Below are 14,745 nucleotides of genomic sequence, written 5' to 3'. Positions count from 1 at the left end.
CACCCCAAAGGGTGCCTTTGCGCAGGCACCCTTGATGGATGTCGGTGATCGTCCGCGCCTGCGCCAGTGTCAGCAGACTCAGCCGCCGCCGCGTGGGCCGTGATTACCGCCACCCGGACGGCCACCACCTGGACGCCCGCCACCGGGACGATTACCAGCCGGGCGACCGCCTGGCCCACCCGGGCCACGTTTGTGTCCGTCGGCGCGCGGGCCGGCGGGACGTGCGGAGCGCGGTGCGGCGCCGTAAGGGTTGAAACCAGGATTGGCGTGGTCGGATGGAAAGCTGGGTGCATTGCCCGGGTGTCCGTAAGGATGCGCCTTGCGCTGGCCTTGACCTTGACTGCGGCTTTGGCCTGCACCTGCACCTGCACCTGCGCCTGCGCCTGCAGGACGCGGCTTGGCGTAGGGACGCCCTTGGCCTTGCCCTTGGCCGCGACCACCTGGACCAGCGTTGCGGTGCCCGCTTGGACCGGTGCTGACGCCATCGGGGACGTACCAGGTGCGGAAGGCGGCGGGGTTGCCGTCCGGTAGTGGCTTGGGTCCCTTCGGTGTGCGTTGTTTGAATGGCTTTTGCGCCTGTTTGGCGGCCATTTCGCCGCTGACGGTCAGCCCACCGTGCGGTTTCTTGCCGCCGCGGCCACGGCCGCGATCCTCGCGGAAGGTGTCGAAGCGGCGCAGTTCGCGGCCCTCGTCGGCGGCGTTATGGCCGTTGACGTAGGCATTGCCGCCGCGACCCACATGCATGGCCGCCTTGGCGGCTTTGCGTTGGCCGATCACCGGCTGCAAGGTCAGTGCCGACGGCGCGCCTTCTTCCAGCTTCAGTTCGGCGCGTAGCGCCTCGACTTTGTCTTGCGCCAGTTCCATGGATTGTCCGCGCAATATTTCCCGCGGCAGCGCCACTTTGCCGTAACGGGTACGCTTGAGTCGGCTGACTTGGCACCCTTGCGATTCCCACAGACGGCGCACTTCGCGGTTGCGTCCTTCCTTGACCACCACCCGGAACCAGTCGTGCGAATCGGTCCCGCCGATGCGTTCGATCTCGTCGAACTTCGCGCTACCGTCTTCCAGCAGGACGCCGCGTGCCAGGCGCTCGATCATGCTGTCCGGCACGCTTTCCTCGCCTTCCGGGGCGCGCACGCGCACCACGTATTCGCGTTCGATCTCGTAGGAGGGGTGCATCATCGCGTTGGCCAGTTCGCCGTCGGTGGTGAGCAGCAGCAGGCCGGTGGTGTTGATGTCCAGGCGGCCGATCGCGATCCAACGTGCGCCCTTCAGTGCCGGCAGTGCCTCGAAAATGGTGGGGCGGCCTTCGGGATCTTCGCGCGTGGTCACTTCGCCTTCGGGCTTGTTGTAGATGAGCACGCGCGAGGGCTCGGTCAGTGCGCTGGCGACAAAGTTGCGTCCATCCAGTTCGATTCTGTCTCCGCTCTTGATCGACATGCCGGTTTGCGCGACTTCGCCATTGACCTTGACTAGGCCATCGGCGATGCGTTGTTCGAGCGCGCGGCGCGAACCTAGCCCGGCCTGGGCCAGGACCTTGTGCAGACGTTCTTCCAGTTTCGGCTGCTCGGTGGCGCTCGCGTCGCGTTTGAGCGAGAGCGTGTTCAACGATGGCTTGCGGGTGGTGTCACTCATTTACTTGGCTCCGGTCGGCGCGGTGCGCGTCGGCCTGTGGTTCGGAATCGGCATCGTCAACAGCCACGGTCGTCGTCGCGACGGCGTTGTCTTCGGCTTCGTTCGCATCCGCCGCGCGCTCGCCCGGCGCGGCTTCGGGTTCGCCCGTCGGGGCAGTGTCGCTGGCATCTATAACCGATGGTGTTGCGTTGTCTTCCCCGCTATCGGCATCTGCGTTGGGCAACGGTGTGGTGTCATCGGTCGTTGACGATGGCGTTTGGGCGTTCGCATCGGCGCTGGCCTGAGCCATGTCACCGACCGGTAGGGTGTCGCGATCCAGCGGTAGTTGCGGCTCCAGTTCACCGATGTCCTTCAGTTCGGACAAGGGCGGCAGTTCGTCCAGACGTTTGAGTCCGAAATAATCCAGGAACCCTTTGGTGGTGCCGAACAGAGCGGGCTTGCCCGGCACGTCGCGGTGGCCGACGACACGGATCCACTCGCGCTCTTCCAAGGCCTGGATGATGTTGCTGCTCACCGCCACGCCGCGCACTTGCTCGATCTCGCCACGGGTGATCGGCTGGCGGTATGCGATCAGTGCCAGGGTCTCCAGGGTGGCGCGGGTGTAGCGGGTCTTGCGTTCGGTCCACAGCCGCGCCACCCAGGCATGCACGTCGCTACGTACCTGGTAGCGGAACCCTGAGGCGACTTCGACCAATTCGACGCCACGGTCTTGGCAGGCTTCGCGCAATTGCTCCAGTGCGCGCTCGATGCTGCCGGGCGGGGCGGGTTCGTCCTCGGGAAACAGGCCGTGCAGTTGCGCCAGCGGCAGGGGCTGGTTGGCGGCGAGCAGGGCGGCCTCGACGATGCGGTTGATCAGCGCTTGATCCATGCGTGGGTGGGTTCTTGGTGGACTCAGGGGGCGGCGTCAGCGGTGTCGCTGTCGTCGAACTCGCTGTTGAATTGCAGTGGTGCGTTGGTGTTGCCCAGTGCCAGCGACTTGACGTAGATCGGCGGCAGCGGTGGCCGTTCGGCGGCATCGGCTGGGACATGCGTCAGCGGCTCCTGGACGATATCCAGCAACTGCTCTTTGGCCAGTTCCAGTAAGGCGAGGAAGGTGACCAGCACGCCCAGTTTGCCTTCCTCGGCCGTGAACAGCGATTCAAAACGGTGGAACTTGCCGTCGTCCAGACGGCCCAGCACGTCGCCCATCCGCTGGCGCACGCTCAATGCCTCGCGCTTGATCGCGTGGCCGCTGAACAATTCGGCACGCTTGAGCACGTCGTACAAGGCCAGCAGCATTTCCTTCAGCTCCACCTGCGGCGGCAGCTTGACGGCGGTACGGTCGGGTACGTGCGCATGTACCACAGTGGTGTCGCGGTCCTGCCGCGGCAGTGCATCGATATCTTCGGCCGCTTGCTTGAAGCGTTCGTACTCCTGCAAGCGCCGGACCAGTTCCGCGCGTGGATCCGCCTCCTCGCCATTTTCCACCGGCGGCCGGGGCAGCAGCATCCGCGATTTGATCTCGGCCAGGATCGCGGCCATCACCAGATACTCGGCCGCCAGTTCGAAACGCAGTTCCTGCATCACATTGATGTAGTCCACATACTGCCGGGTGATTTCGGCGACGGGGATGTCCAGAATGTCCAGGTTCTGCCGGCGGATCAGGTACAGCAGCAGGTCGAGAGGGCCCTCGAATGCGTCCAGGATGACTTCCAGCGCATCCGGTGGAATGTACAGATCCTGCGGGATCTGCAGCACCGGCTGCCCATGCACCACCGCCAGCGGCATTTCTTGCTGCTGTGGGTGAGGCGTCTGGATTGGCGGGTTCGCGTCGAGCGCGAGTTCTGAGGTCATCGTTTGGACATCGGTGTTGCGGTAGCAAAGGGCGGGGCAGGGAAGACCTTGCGCAGCTCCTTGCCTGCGGTAGTGCGGTTGATGGCGCGTCGTCCCCGCAACGCGGCCCCTCATTCAACGAAACATTACGACGCACGCCACGCGTGTCGTGGCGGCGGAACAACGGAGGAGGACGTCTGCGCGGGCGGTGTCAGGCAGCGAATTCGCCGTCGGAAGGGGGCTTTGGTCGCCAGCTACCGGCGGACCTCTGCATCAGGCCGCGTGCAATGCTGCCAAGGGTAATGTGCCGGCAGGGTCGGTGTCCAGCGTTGCGGCGGTAGAATTTGCCGATGTTCGGTGCGCAACGAAGGCAGGTGGCGGATGTGGTACGTGATCGAGGGGTACGATGGCGAGGAGGCGTTGCCAAGGCGCGCGGCGGCGCGGCCAGCGCATTTGCAGCGGCTGGTGGCCCTTCAGGACGCCGGACGCCTGCTGCTGGCCGGGCCGTGTCCGGCGATCGACGCCGAAGATCCTGGTCCCGCCGGCTTCAGCGGGAGCGTGGTGGTGGCCGCGTTCGATTCGTTGGCCCAGGCCCAAGCCTGGGCGCATGCCGATCCGTATGTCGCCGCTGGCGTCTATGCGCGGGTCGAAGTGCGGCCGTTCCGTAAGGTGTTGCCATGAGCCAGGTGGCCGCAGACCGGGTCGAGCGGATCCGCGCGGCGTTGCAGACGGCGTTCGCGCCGCTGGCGTTGGAGATCGAAGACGATAGCCACCGTCATGCCGGGCATGCCGGTGCGCGTGACGGTCGAGGTCATTTCAATGTGCGCGTGGTCAGCGCGGCTTTCGCGGGCATGCCGCCCCTGGCCCGACACCGTGCGGTGTATACCGCGCTAGGCGACATGATGCAGACCGATATCCATGCGTTGTCGATCCGCGCCGAAGTTCCGGGGGATGAGGGCTGACATCGCCTCTAGACTGGCACGGAGCGGCTTGCGGGCATTGCGGCGTTGTGAGCAAGCGCAATGATGATGCCGCGAGCCTGTTGCCGCGATGGGGCCGACCAATTTCAAAGTGGCTAACAACACCGCGCCGGTTGCTGTCTGGCGGGCAACAGCCTGTGCGATATCATGCAGTACGACCCGTATTCCACGTTGGACGATCAGGATTCAACCTGGCTATCGACAAGCAATGCGACACTGCGGTTCCCGCTGGGCGGTGGCGTTGCGCTGGTTGTGTCATGGAGGGTGGCGCATGCAGGTGAACGTACACGGGGTGGCAGGATGAGGCAAAAACGTAGTTCCGCATGCATGTTGCTGCTCATGATGGCGGCAGGCGTGTTGTTGACTTCGTGCAAGAAAGCCGAGGAGCCGAAGGTGGTGCAGAAGAAGCCGGTCCAGGTGATCCTGGTCGAGGCGCAGCTTCCGCCGAAACCGGTGAAGCCCGAGTTGCCAACGCTATTCAGCGACATCGAGCGGCGCACGTTCCAGTTTTTCTGGGACACGACCAACGAAACCAACGGGCTGACCCCTGATCGCTTCCCGTCGCGTCCGTTCGCCAGTATCGCCTCGGTCGGCTTTGCCCTGACCGCCTATCCCATCGGCGTCGAGAACGGTTGGATCAGCCGCAACCAAGCGGTGGACCGCACGCTGATCACCCTGCGCTTCTTTCGCGATGCGCCGCTGGGACCGCAGCGCATCGGAAAGGCCGGCTACAAAGGTTTCTATTATCATTTTCTGGACATGCAGAATGGTCGTCGCTACGACAGCTGGGTGGAGCTGTCCAGCGTCGATACCGCGATGCTGATGATGGGCGTGCTGTTCGCGCAGTCGTACTACGACAGCGACGATGCGCGCGAGAAGCAGATCCGCGAGATTGCCGATACCTTGTACAAGCGCGTGGACTGGGGCTGGTTGCAGCAGCGCGAGCCACTGATCTCGATGGGCTGGTTTCCGGAGAGCGGCTTCATCAACCACGATTGGACCGGCTACAACGAAGCGATGATGCTGTACGTGCTCGCGCTCGGTTCGCCGACCCACGCGGTTAGTCCCGATGCGTGGACGTTATGGACGCGCACCTACAACAATGACTGGGGCGTGTATTACGGGCAGGAGTATCTTTCCTTCGGCCCGATGTTCGCGCATCAATACAGTCATGTCTGGATCGATTTCCGCGATATCCAGGATCAGTACATGCGCGAACGCGGTATCGATTACTTCCTCAACAGCCGCCGCGCGGTGCTGGCGCAGCGCGAGTACGCCATCGCCAATCCCATGAAGTGGAAGGACTACGGCGAGAACGTATGGGGGTTGACCGCCAGCGACGGCCCCCAGAACACCGAGCAGGACTACCACGGCGATCAGCGTCAGTTCCGCCATTATTCTTCGCGCGGTGCCGGGCTGCGCGAGAATTTCGACGATGGCACCCTGGCGCCCACTGCCGCGATTGCCTCGCTGGTGTTCGCGCCGGAGGTGGTGATTCCGACGACCGAGGAAATGCACAAGCGCTACGGCGACTTCATCTATTCCAGCTATGGCTTCCTGGATTCGTTCAACCCCAGCTTCAACTACGATATTCCGCTCAAGACCGGGCGTGTTGTTCCTGGTCGTGGCTGGGTGTCAAGTGATTACATCGGCATCGACCAGGGGCCGATCCTGGCCATGATCGCGAACTATCGCAATGAGTTCGTCTGGAATGTCATGAAGAAGAACAAGTACATCCGGACCGGGCTGGAGCGTGCTGGTTTCAGTGGTGGTTGGTTGACCCCTGACGGTGAGGCGCAGTCGATGCTGAAAAAGGACGAACAGGCCGCCAAGGCCAGGGAGATCGGCATCGCCGAATCGCGTGCCGCCGCCGTGCAGTCACCACAGAATCCTGTGCCGCGTCAGCCGCACAATTCGAAATGAAAGTGGCTAACACAACCTCGCCAGTCGCTGCCGGGTGGGCGCCGATAGCGTGCAGGAACCGTCGTGTACGGGGGGCGCATGATGACGCGGAGCTCGGCCCGCGTCCGCCCGGCAGTGACGCAGTCGTTGTGTTAGCGACTGCGAGTACGCTGCGCATGATCCCTCGTTGGCTGCTGCTGTTGGGGCTGGTGGTGGTCTTGTGCGATTGTGCGCGTATGCCGCAAGGTGAGGTGCTGCGGTTCTGGGCGATGGGGCGCGAGGCGGAGGTCGTGGCCCAATTGATCCCGCAATTTGAGCAGGAAAATCCGCAAATTCACGTGCAGATCCAGAATGTTCCCTGGACCGCCGCGCACGAGAAGCTGTTGACCGCCTTTGCCGCCGACGGATTGCCGGACGTGTGCCAGTTAGGCAATACCTGGATTCCGGAATTCGCCGAGCTGGGGACCCTGCAGCCGTTGCAGCCTTACGTGGCCCATTCCAAGGTTGTGGACCCGACGGATTACTTCCCCGGCATTTGGGACACCAGCGTCATCGACGGCCAGCTCTACGGCGTGCCGTGGTACGTGGATACGCGTTTGTTGTTCTACCGCAAGGACATCCTGCGCGCGTCTGGCGTGGAGACACTGCCGCGGAACTGGGCCGAGTGGGAACGGGCGATGGCGGCGGTGAAGCAACATGTCGGGCCCAAGCGCTATGCGATCTTGATGCCGCTCAACGAGTTCGAGCAGCAATTGTCGCTTGGCCTGCAATTGCCCGATCCGCTGCTGCGCGATCACAACAACTATGGGAATTTCGAAAGCGCCGGTTTTCGCAAGGCGCTGGCGTTCTACGCCAATATGTTCGAGCGTGGCTGGGCGCCAAAGATGTCCGAAACCCAGGTTGCCAACGTGTGGAACGAGTTCTTCAACGGCTTCTACGCGTTCTACATTTCCGGGCCCTGGAACATCCGCGAGTTCCGCAAGGTCGCGCCGGCAGCGTTGAAGAACCAGTGGGGCACGTTGCCGCTGCCTGGTCCCGACGGTCCCGGCGCGGGTATCGCCGGTGGTACCAGTCTGGTGATCTTTCGTAAATCCGAGCACAAGGACGCGGCGTGGAAGCTGATCGAATTCCTGTCGCGGCCGCAGATCCAAGCGCGTTTCCACGCGCTGATCGGCGACATGCCACCTCGTCGTAGTACCTGGGCGTATCCGTCGTTGGCCGACGATCCGCTGGCGCATGCGTTCGCCGATCAGTTGGAACGGGTCAAGCCGGCGCCGAAAGTATTGGAATGGGAGCGTATCGTGCAGGAAATGCGCCTTGCCACCGAACGTGTGGTGCGTGGCGGCGAACCACAGGACAAGGCCATGCGGGAATTGGATAAACGTGTCGACGAGATTCTAGAAAAACGGCGTTGGATCCATCTTCAGCAGCATCGGCAGGCAACGACCGCGCCGGTTGCAGGAGCGGCGCCATGAAACGCGGCTCCATGGTCGGCTGGCTGTTCGCCGGCCCGGCGCTGATGGTGATTGGTGTGTTCTTTGGCGTGCCGGTGCTGTCGGCATTGGTGTTGAGCCTCACCGATTTCGACCTGTACGCGCTGGCCGATCGCCACAACTTGCGTTTCGTCGGTGTCGGCAACTATCTGGAGTTGCTGCAGACTCCGATGTTCTGGAAGTCGCTGTGGAATACCACTTACTTCGTCATCGTCGGCGTGCCGCTGTCCATTGCCACCTCGCTGGGCGCGGCGCTGCTGCTCAATGCGCCGGTGGCACGATGCAAGGCGCTGTTGCGCACCGCGCTGTTCGCGCCGGTGGTGACCACGCTGGTGGCGGTGGCGGTGATCTGGCGTTATCTGTTCCACACCAGCTACGGCCTGGTCAATTATGCGCTGGCGCATGTGGGCATCGGCCCGATCGACTGGCTTGGCGATCCGCACTGGGCGATGCCGACCATCATGCTGTTCGCGGTCTGGAAAAACTTCGGCTACAACATGGTGATCTTTCTTGCTGGCTTGCAGGCCATTCCGCAGGATCTGTACGAGGCCGCGCGCATCGATGGCGCGTCGAAGTGGCGGCAGTTGCTGCATATCACCCTGCCGATGTTGGGGCCGGTGTTGTTGGTGGTCGGTGTCATCACCGTGTCCGGCTATTTCCAACTATTCGCCGAACCTTACGTGATGACGCGCGGTGACCCGCTGCAAAGCACGGTCAGCGTGCTGTATTACATGTTCGAGGAAGGCTTCAAGTGGTGGAACCTCGGCCGCGCGTCGGCGGTGGCGTTCCTGCTGTTCCTGATCATCCTGGCAGTGACGACGGTCATGCTGCATTTTGGTCGCAAGAGGGGCTTGGTATGAGTGGCATGAGTCGGGAGATCGGTGCTTCGCGTTGGCATGCGTTGCTGGTCAACGGCGGGCTGCTGCTGCTCGCTCTGATGAGTCTGGCGCCGCTGTTGTGGATGGTGTCGGTGTCGTTTATGCCTGCAGGGCAAGCCAGTCGCTTCCCGCCGCCGCTACTGCCCAGTGGCGCCACCTTGGGGAACTATGTTGAGTTGTTCCGCCATACCGGCATGGCGCGCAATTTTGCCAATAGCCTGCTGGTGTCGTGCGCGATCACGCTCGGCTCGTTGCTGATCAATACGATGGCCGGCTACGCTTTCGCCAAGCTGCGCTTCGTCGGCAAGGAGCGGGTCTTTCAGGTGCTGTTAGCGGCGTTGGTGATCCCCGCGCAGGTGGCGATGCTGCCGTTGTTCTTGTTGATGAAGCAATTGCACCTGGTCAACAGCTTCGGGGGCGTGGTGGTGCCGGCGCTGGCAACGGTGTTCGGCATTTTCCTGGTACGCCAGTATGCGCGCTCGATTCCGGACGAGTTGCTGGAAGCGGCGCGCATCGACGGTGCTGGCGAACTGCGTCTGTTTTTCCAGATCGTCCTGCCGATGCTCAAGCCGGTGTTGGTGACGTTGACGATCTTCACTTTCATGGCCGCATGGAACGACTTCATGTGGCCGCTGATCGTGCTGACCGATCAGGAGCACTACACCCTGCCGGTGGCATTGGCGGCACTGTCGCGCGAGCACATCATGGACGTGGAAATGATGATGGCGGGCGCGGTCGTGACCGTGATTCCGGTACTGGCGTTGTTCCTGGCGCTACAGCGCTATTACATCCAAGGCTTGCTGCTCGGTAGTGTGAAGGGCTGAGGCGCTGCGCTTGCATTTCATCGGGGCGCATAGTCGAGCGCAGGCGATCGGGTCTCTGTGGCCACAGGTGGGAACAGTGGCGGAGAGCTTTCCTCCATCGGCATGGAAGCGGTGGCACCGGGGCATGGAGCGCGGCGTCGCTCAGGTCGGGTAACGCAAACAGGATAACCAGACATGAGAGATGTGATGCGCAATATGGTGGCGAGGATGAGCGGAAGGACGTTGTTGGCGATTCTGGGCATGCTGGCGACGCATGCTTGGGCCGCGCCGCCGACCGCGCCTGTGACGCTGGATAGTTTCAATAATCTGGATAACTGGCAGATCGTCGCTTCCAATCAGGTCACCGCTTCCGCGCGACTGGTGCAGGCAGCCGGCGGCGGCAGGGCCAAGGCCATGTGTCTGGACTACGATTTTAATGGAGTGTCCGGCTATGCCGGCATCCGTCGCGCGTTGCCGATCGAGTACCCGGAGAATTACCAATTCGCGTTCCAGTTGCGCGGTGATTCGCCGCGCAACGACCTGCAGTTCAAGCTGATCGATGCCAGTGGTGACAATGTGTGGTGGGTCAACCAACCACGCTACGATTTTCCCGCGCAATGGAGCGCGGTCAGCTTCAAGAAGCGGCAGATCGACAAGGCTTGGGGGCCGAGTTCGGAAAAAGAACTCAAGCGCAGTGCGCAAATCGAGTTCACCATCTACAACCAGGTTGGCGGTGCCGGCACGGTGTGCTTCGATCAATTGCGTTTGATCCCATTGCCGCCGCAGGATACCTCGCCGTTGACGGTCCAGGTCAGTACCGACACCGCGCCAGCATTGCGGCAGCGGATTGCCGACGGCAAGCCGGACACAGTGTGGTACAGCGGCAATGCCAAGACCCAGACAGTGATGCTGGATCTGGGCAAGGTGCGCGAATTCGGCGGTGCCAAGGTGCAGTGGGCGCCTGGTGTCTATGCCTCGCGCTACAAGGTGTTGGGTTCGATCGATGGACGCAGTTGGCGTGAACTGCGCGCGGTCACCGCTGGTAACGGTGTGATCGATTGGCTGGCGCTACCGGAAACCGAGGCGCGCTACGTGCGCTTCGACCTGGAGGACGGCCCCAGCTTTCACTACGGCATTGCCGAGATCGCACTGCAGCCGCTGGCGTTTGCCGCGACGACGAACGACTTCATCAAATCGGTGGCGGCGCAGTCTCCTCGCGGTTGGTTTCCGCGTGGCTTCAGCGCAGAGCAGCCGTACTGGACCATCGTCGGCCTGGATGGCGGTCGCGAACAAGGCTTGATCGGCGAGGATGGTGCGATCGAAGTGGGCAAGGGCGGTTTCAGCATCGAACCGTTCCTGTTACTGGATGGCAAGCGCCTGAGCTGGGCTGACGTGAAGACCGCGCAGAGCTTGCAGGACGATTACTTGCCCATTCCCAGCGTGGACTGGCGCCACGACAACGCCGCATTACGCGTGACGGCCTTCGTGCAGGGGGAACCGGAGCAAGCGCAGTTGGTGGCGCGTTATCGGCTCAGCAACCCAAGCAAACAGGCACACGACTACACCTTGGCCTTGGCGGTACGTCCGTTCCAGGTGAACCCGCCCAGCCAGTTCCTCAATACGCTCGGCGGAGTCAGCTCGATCCGTGCACTGGCGTTCGACGGCGCGCAGGTGCGGGTCGATGGTCAGCCGCGCGTGTTCGCGGTGCAGAAGCCCGACGCCACCTATGCCACCGCGTTCGACGCCGGAATGGACATCGAACGTTTGGATGCCGACAGCAGCGCTTTGCCGCAGCAAGCGCAGGATCCCGACGGGTTGGCTTCCGGGGCACTGCTGTACCGTGGACGTTTGGCGCCGGGCGAGGTGCGCGAGGTGGCGTTGCTGATCCCACAGACGGGGCTGCATGCGCTGCCACCGGGCTTCGATGCGGCGCGTGCGCAGGAGCAAATGGCGGCGCAATGGCACGCAACGCTGGATCGGGTGCAATTGCACGTGCCGGCGCAAGGCAAGGCCCTGGTCGATACGCTGCGCACGGCATTGGCGCACATGTTGATCTCGCGGATCGGGCCACGTCTGCAACCGGGCACGCGCTCCTATTCGCGCAGTTGGATCCGCGACGGCGCGATGATTTCCGACGCCCTGCTGCGCCTGGGGCGCGCCGATGTGGTTCGCGACTACCTTGCCTGGTACGCGCCCCACCAGTTCGACAATGGCATGGTGCCGTGCTGTGTGGATGATCGTGGCAGCGATCCGGTGCCGGAAAACGATAGCCATGGCGAGTTGATTTTCGCCATCGCCAACTACGATCGCTACAGCGGCGACCACGCGTTTGTGCAACAGATGTGGCCGCACGTGCTGGGCGCGTATCAGTACATGGAGCAACTGCGTCTGAGCGAGCGGACAGACGAGAATCGTGCGCGCAATCGGGCCTTCTACGGAATGATGCCGGCGTCGATCAGCCACGAAGGCTATTCGGCCAAGCCGATGCACGCCTACTGGGACGATTTCTGGGCCTCGCGCGGCTACACGGACGCGGCAACGCTGGCTGTCGAGTTGGGCCGTGGCGAGGATGCGGCGAGTTTCTCCGCTGCGCGCGACCAGTTCCGCGAGGATCTGGATGCGTCGTTGCAGGCTGCGACGCAGCAGCACCACATCGATTTCCTGCCGGGCTCGGCTGAACTGGGCGATTTCGATCCGACCTCCAGCACCATTGCGCTGGCGCCGGGGGGCGAGCAGGTGCGATTGCCGTCTGCACTGTTGAATGCCACCTTCGAGCGTTACTGGAGTGAGTTCGTAAGCCGCCGCGATGGTCAGCGCGCGTGGAAGGACTACACCCCATACGAGTGGCGTAATGTCGCTGCGTTCGTGCGGCTGGGCTGGCGCGAGCGGGCCTGGGAGGCGACGACGTTCTTCTTCAAGGATCGCACGCCACAGCCTTGGAACCAGTGGGCGGAAGTGGTCTCGCACACCCCGCGCACGCCATTTTTCCTTGGCGATCTGCCGCATGCCTGGGTGGCCTCGGATTTCGTGCGCTCAGCGCTGGACATGTTCGCGTACACCCGCGATAGCGATGACAGCCTGGTGCTGGCGGCAGGTATTCCGATCGACTGGTTCGACGGCAAAGGCGTGTCCATCGAACAACTGCGCACGCCGCATGGGCTGCTAAGTTATCGGCTGCGGCGGCAGAAAAATCGCTTGGTGTTGAATGTTTCCGATGGCCTGCATGTGCCGAGCGGTGGCCTGGTGCTTCCGTGGCCGTACCCAGGCGAACCTGGGCGGACCGAGATTAATGGTGAATCTGCGCAATGGGAGCACGGCCAATTGCGTATCCCCACGCTGCCGGCGGATGTGCAGGTCGAGATGCGTTAACGCCGATGCGTGTGCTTGTCGATGGTGTTGCGGGCGCAGCCTTCATGCAGTCGCGAGGGCAGAGCGTCGCTGAGCAGGTGAGGTGCGCTCACTGCTCAGGTTTTTTCGATGACATGAGCACTTGGTATGGTTATTTGCGTGCTGGTGCTGGTGCTGGTGCTGTGCGGTGTGACGTTTGCGCCGCTTTTGTGTGCGGCGCGACTGCTGCGTCTGGCTCAGGATAGGGATATGCCGGTGCCGCGATGGGGCGTAATTGCGCGCGCCAGCGCTGCAGCAGCGGTGCGATCCGGGCACCGACGTAGAGCTGTGGGTGCGACGGCGTTTCGCCCTCCTCGCGCTCGCGTGCATGGATCTGCGCGCTGGCAAGACGGTAGCTCTCGACCAAGTCGCTGGTGCGCGCCAGCGCGTCGATCAGCCAGGCGCGGCCGAAATACGTGGCGCTGGCGGTATTGCCGCAGCCGAACGAGGCACGGTCGCGGCGCGCGGCGGTGATGATCAGCGTGTCGGGGGTCTTCAGCGCCGGTACGAAGCCGCCGGAGTAGCAGGCCGATAGCACGATGATCCGATTGACAATGCCGGCGTCGTCGAGCAATCCGCGCAGTTCTTTTGGCGTGATGGTGTCGTATTCGGCGTCCTCGCCCGGGCCGAATTGCAGATACAGCTCGTGCTGTTCGGTGCCGTGGCTGGTCAGAAACAGCAGCAGTGCATCCTCGCGTTTGTCCATCAGGCTGCCGATGCGTTGCAGGGTGTCGGCCAGATTGTCGTAGGAGGCCTGCGGCGCGTAGGCATGGGCGCCGAGATTGTCGCCATGGTTGATCAGCGTGACGATGCGTCCGGCCGCGCCGAAGCGCTGGGCGAACAGTTGGCGCAGGTATAGCGTTTCGTTGCGGAATACGTCTTCGCTGGCGTCGCCGGCGAAGCCGACGACGTACAGGTCGGTGATTCCCGGGCGTTGTGGTTGCAGCGCGTTCAGCGCGCGGCGCAGTTGCGCCTGGTCGAGCGGATCTTGCGGTGCCTGCACTTCATCGGTCGCCAGTGCCGTCTCGGCATCGAGTTGGCAGGCGGGCACGACCAGCGCCAGCAGCAATGCCAGCAGTAACCGCCGTGACAGCTGGCGTCGTGACGGTGTCAGGGACGCGATGAACGTAGCGACGGATGCACGCATGCGTGCGCTCAAAAATCCAGGTCGGCGAAGCTCTCCACGCGGTGGTGCCCATTGCAGGCTTCGCCCTGGCGCGGTTGCGGATAATCGGCGCGGCGGTCGATCAGTATCGTGTCCATGCCGGCTGCGCGTGCCGCGTCCAGTTCAGCGACCACGTCGGAGAGAAACACGATTTGCATCGGCGCCAGGCCGATTGCTTCGGCGATCCGCACATAACTGGCTTGCTCGCGCTTGGCACCGATCTCGGTATCGAACCAGCCGGAAAACAGGCCGCGTAGATCGCCAGCGTCGCTGTGGCCGAAGAATAACTGTTGCGCCGGCACCGAACCGGACGAATACACGTACAGCGCGCGTCCATCGGCGTACCAGCGGCGCAGCGCCGGCGCGGCATCGGGATAGATGTGCGCAGTGAAATCGGCGTCGCGGTAGCCGCTTTCCCAAATCATGCCCTGCAGTGCCTTGAGTGCGGTGTGCTTGCGATCCTGATCGATCCAGCCCTGCAGCGTCTCCACGATGACCGCGTCGGTGCAGATGCCGCCGCATTCACTAGCGACCGTGTCCAGCCATTGCCGGACCTGCGGCTGCTGGCCGTGCTCGCTGACGAAGCCGGGCAGAGCGCGGCGCGCATAGGGGAATAGGACGTCCTTGACAAAGGAAATGCTGCTGGTGGTGCCTTCGATATCGGTCAAGATCGCACGCGGAGCGGCCATG

Annotated in this window: 12 protein-coding genes; 7 read left to right on the top strand and 5 right to left on the bottom strand. The window is 63.1% G+C overall.

All coding sequences use genetic code 11. From position 1 onward, the window contains the following. Window positions 1-78 precede the first annotated feature (78 nt). From XANALMUS060_RS07495 to XANALMUS060_RS07485, 3 genes are read right to left on the bottom strand one after another with little or no spacing between them, the layout of a single operon-like run. Entirely contained in the window at window positions 79-1,635 is a 1,557-nt protein-coding gene (locus XANALMUS060_RS07495; RefSeq protein WP_045737857.1) for a pseudouridine synthase, read from the bottom strand. Further along, a complete protein-coding gene (gene scpB / locus XANALMUS060_RS07490; RefSeq protein WP_045737856.1) occupies window positions 1,628-2,503 on the bottom strand; it encodes an SMC-Scp complex subunit ScpB in 876 nt (291 codons plus the stop codon). Before scpB ends, XANALMUS060_RS07495 begins: the two co-directional genes overlap by 8 nt. A 23-nt stretch (window positions 2,504-2,526) precedes the next feature. Beyond that, on the bottom strand, window positions 2,527-3,468 hold the full coding sequence (locus tag XANALMUS060_RS07485) for a ScpA family protein (protein ID WP_045737855.1): 942 nt from the start codon (window positions 3,466-3,468) through the stop codon (window positions 2,527-2,529). A gap of 360 nt (window positions 3,469-3,828) precedes the next feature. Here XANALMUS060_RS07485 and XANALMUS060_RS07480 point away from each other — a divergent pair, with 360 nt between their 5' ends. From XANALMUS060_RS07480 to XANALMUS060_RS07450, 7 genes are all read left to right on the top strand, one after another. Continuing rightward, on the top strand, window positions 3,829-4,128 hold the full coding sequence (locus tag XANALMUS060_RS07480; protein ID WP_045727771.1) for a YciI family protein: 300 nt from the start codon (window positions 3,829-3,831) through the stop codon (window positions 4,126-4,128). After that, complete coding sequence (locus XANALMUS060_RS07475) at window positions 4,125-4,409, top strand: BolA family protein (protein WP_045737854.1); 285 nt, start codon at window positions 4,125-4,127, stop codon at window positions 4,407-4,409. The genes XANALMUS060_RS07480 and XANALMUS060_RS07475 overlap by 4 nt, the downstream gene beginning before the upstream one ends. 282 nt (window positions 4,410-4,691) lie before the next feature. Next, window positions 4,692-6,350, top strand: a complete 1,659-nt coding sequence (locus tag XANALMUS060_RS07470; protein ID WP_200894024.1) for a glucoamylase family protein — start codon at window positions 4,692-4,694, stop codon at window positions 6,348-6,350. 215 nt (window positions 6,351-6,565) lie between these two features. Next, window positions 6,566-7,804 carry a sugar ABC transporter substrate-binding protein gene (locus XANALMUS060_RS07465; protein ID WP_235430412.1) on the top strand — a complete coding sequence of 413 codons (1,239 nt, stop codon included), beginning with the start codon at window positions 6,566-6,568 and terminating at the stop codon, window positions 7,802-7,804. After that, a complete protein-coding gene (locus XANALMUS060_RS07460) occupies window positions 7,801-8,682 on the top strand; it encodes a sugar ABC transporter permease (RefSeq protein WP_045737851.1) in 882 nt (293 codons plus the stop codon). The genes XANALMUS060_RS07465 and XANALMUS060_RS07460 overlap by 4 nt, the downstream gene beginning before the upstream one ends. Window positions 8,683-8,687: 5 nt before the next feature. Next, the gene (locus XANALMUS060_RS07455) at window positions 8,688-9,524 is read left to right on the top strand and encodes a carbohydrate ABC transporter permease (protein WP_045737981.1); all 837 of its coding nucleotides are present in this window, start codon (window positions 8,688-8,690) and stop codon (window positions 9,522-9,524) included. 240 nt (window positions 9,525-9,764) lie between these two features. Then, window positions 9,765-12,872, top strand: a complete 3,108-nt coding sequence (locus XANALMUS060_RS07450) for a discoidin domain-containing protein (RefSeq protein ID WP_200894023.1) — start codon at window positions 9,765-9,767, stop codon at window positions 12,870-12,872. 130 nt (window positions 12,873-13,002) lie between these two features. Here the strand turns inward: XANALMUS060_RS07450 and XANALMUS060_RS07445 are convergent, their stop codons facing one another. Continuing rightward, window positions 13,003-14,037: a C13 family peptidase gene (locus XANALMUS060_RS07445; RefSeq protein ID WP_045737849.1), complete on the bottom strand. Its 1,035-nt coding sequence runs from the start codon at window positions 14,035-14,037 to the stop codon at window positions 13,003-13,005. 8 nt (window positions 14,038-14,045) lie between these two features. Continuing rightward, window positions 14,046-14,744: an acireductone synthase gene (mtnC, locus tag XANALMUS060_RS07440; protein WP_045737848.1), complete on the bottom strand. Its 699-nt coding sequence runs from the start codon at window positions 14,742-14,744 to the stop codon at window positions 14,046-14,048. Between the last annotated feature and the right edge of the window lies 1 nt (window position 14,745).

This window comes from Xanthomonas sp. MUS 060 (assembly GCF_000963215.1).
GTDB lineage: Bacteria > Pseudomonadota > Gammaproteobacteria > Xanthomonadales > Xanthomonadaceae > Xanthomonas_A.
The sequence above is the reverse complement of the archived record's forward strand: the minus strand, read 5'-3'. Positions and strand labels throughout refer to the sequence as shown.

Bases quoted from the DNA above. Each gene is read 5' to 3' on its own strand.
- XANALMUS060_RS07495 (WP_045737857.1), bottom strand. From the start codon at position 1,635: ATGAGTGACACCACCCGCAAGCCATCGTTGAACACGCTCTCGCTCAAA.
- scpB (WP_045737856.1), bottom strand. From the start codon at position 2,503: ATGGATCAAGCGCTGATCAACCGCATCGTCGAGGCCGCCCTGCTCGCC.
- XANALMUS060_RS07485 (WP_045737855.1), bottom strand. From the start codon at position 3,468: ATGACCTCAGAACTCGCGCTCGACGCGAACCCGCCAATCCAGACGCCT.
- XANALMUS060_RS07480 (WP_045727771.1), top strand. From the start codon at position 3,829: ATGTGGTACGTGATCGAGGGGTACGATGGCGAGGAGGCGTTGCCAAGG.
- XANALMUS060_RS07475 (WP_045737854.1), top strand. From the start codon at position 4,125: ATGAGCCAGGTGGCCGCAGACCGGGTCGAGCGGATCCGCGCGGCGTTG.
- XANALMUS060_RS07465 (WP_235430412.1), top strand. From the start codon at position 6,566: ATGCCGCAAGGTGAGGTGCTGCGGTTCTGGGCGATGGGGCGCGAGGCG.
- XANALMUS060_RS07460 (WP_045737851.1), top strand. From the start codon at position 7,801: ATGAAACGCGGCTCCATGGTCGGCTGGCTGTTCGCCGGCCCGGCGCTG.
- XANALMUS060_RS07455 (WP_045737981.1), top strand. From the start codon at position 8,688: ATGAGTCGGGAGATCGGTGCTTCGCGTTGGCATGCGTTGCTGGTCAAC.
- XANALMUS060_RS07450 (WP_200894023.1), top strand. From the start codon at position 9,765: ATGCTGGCGACGCATGCTTGGGCCGCGCCGCCGACCGCGCCTGTGACG.
- XANALMUS060_RS07445 (WP_045737849.1), bottom strand. From the start codon at position 14,037: ATGCGTGCATCCGTCGCTACGTTCATCGCGTCCCTGACACCGTCACGA.
- mtnC (WP_045737848.1), bottom strand. From the start codon at position 14,744: ATGGCCGCTCCGCGTGCGATCTTGACCGATATCGAAGGCACCACCAGC.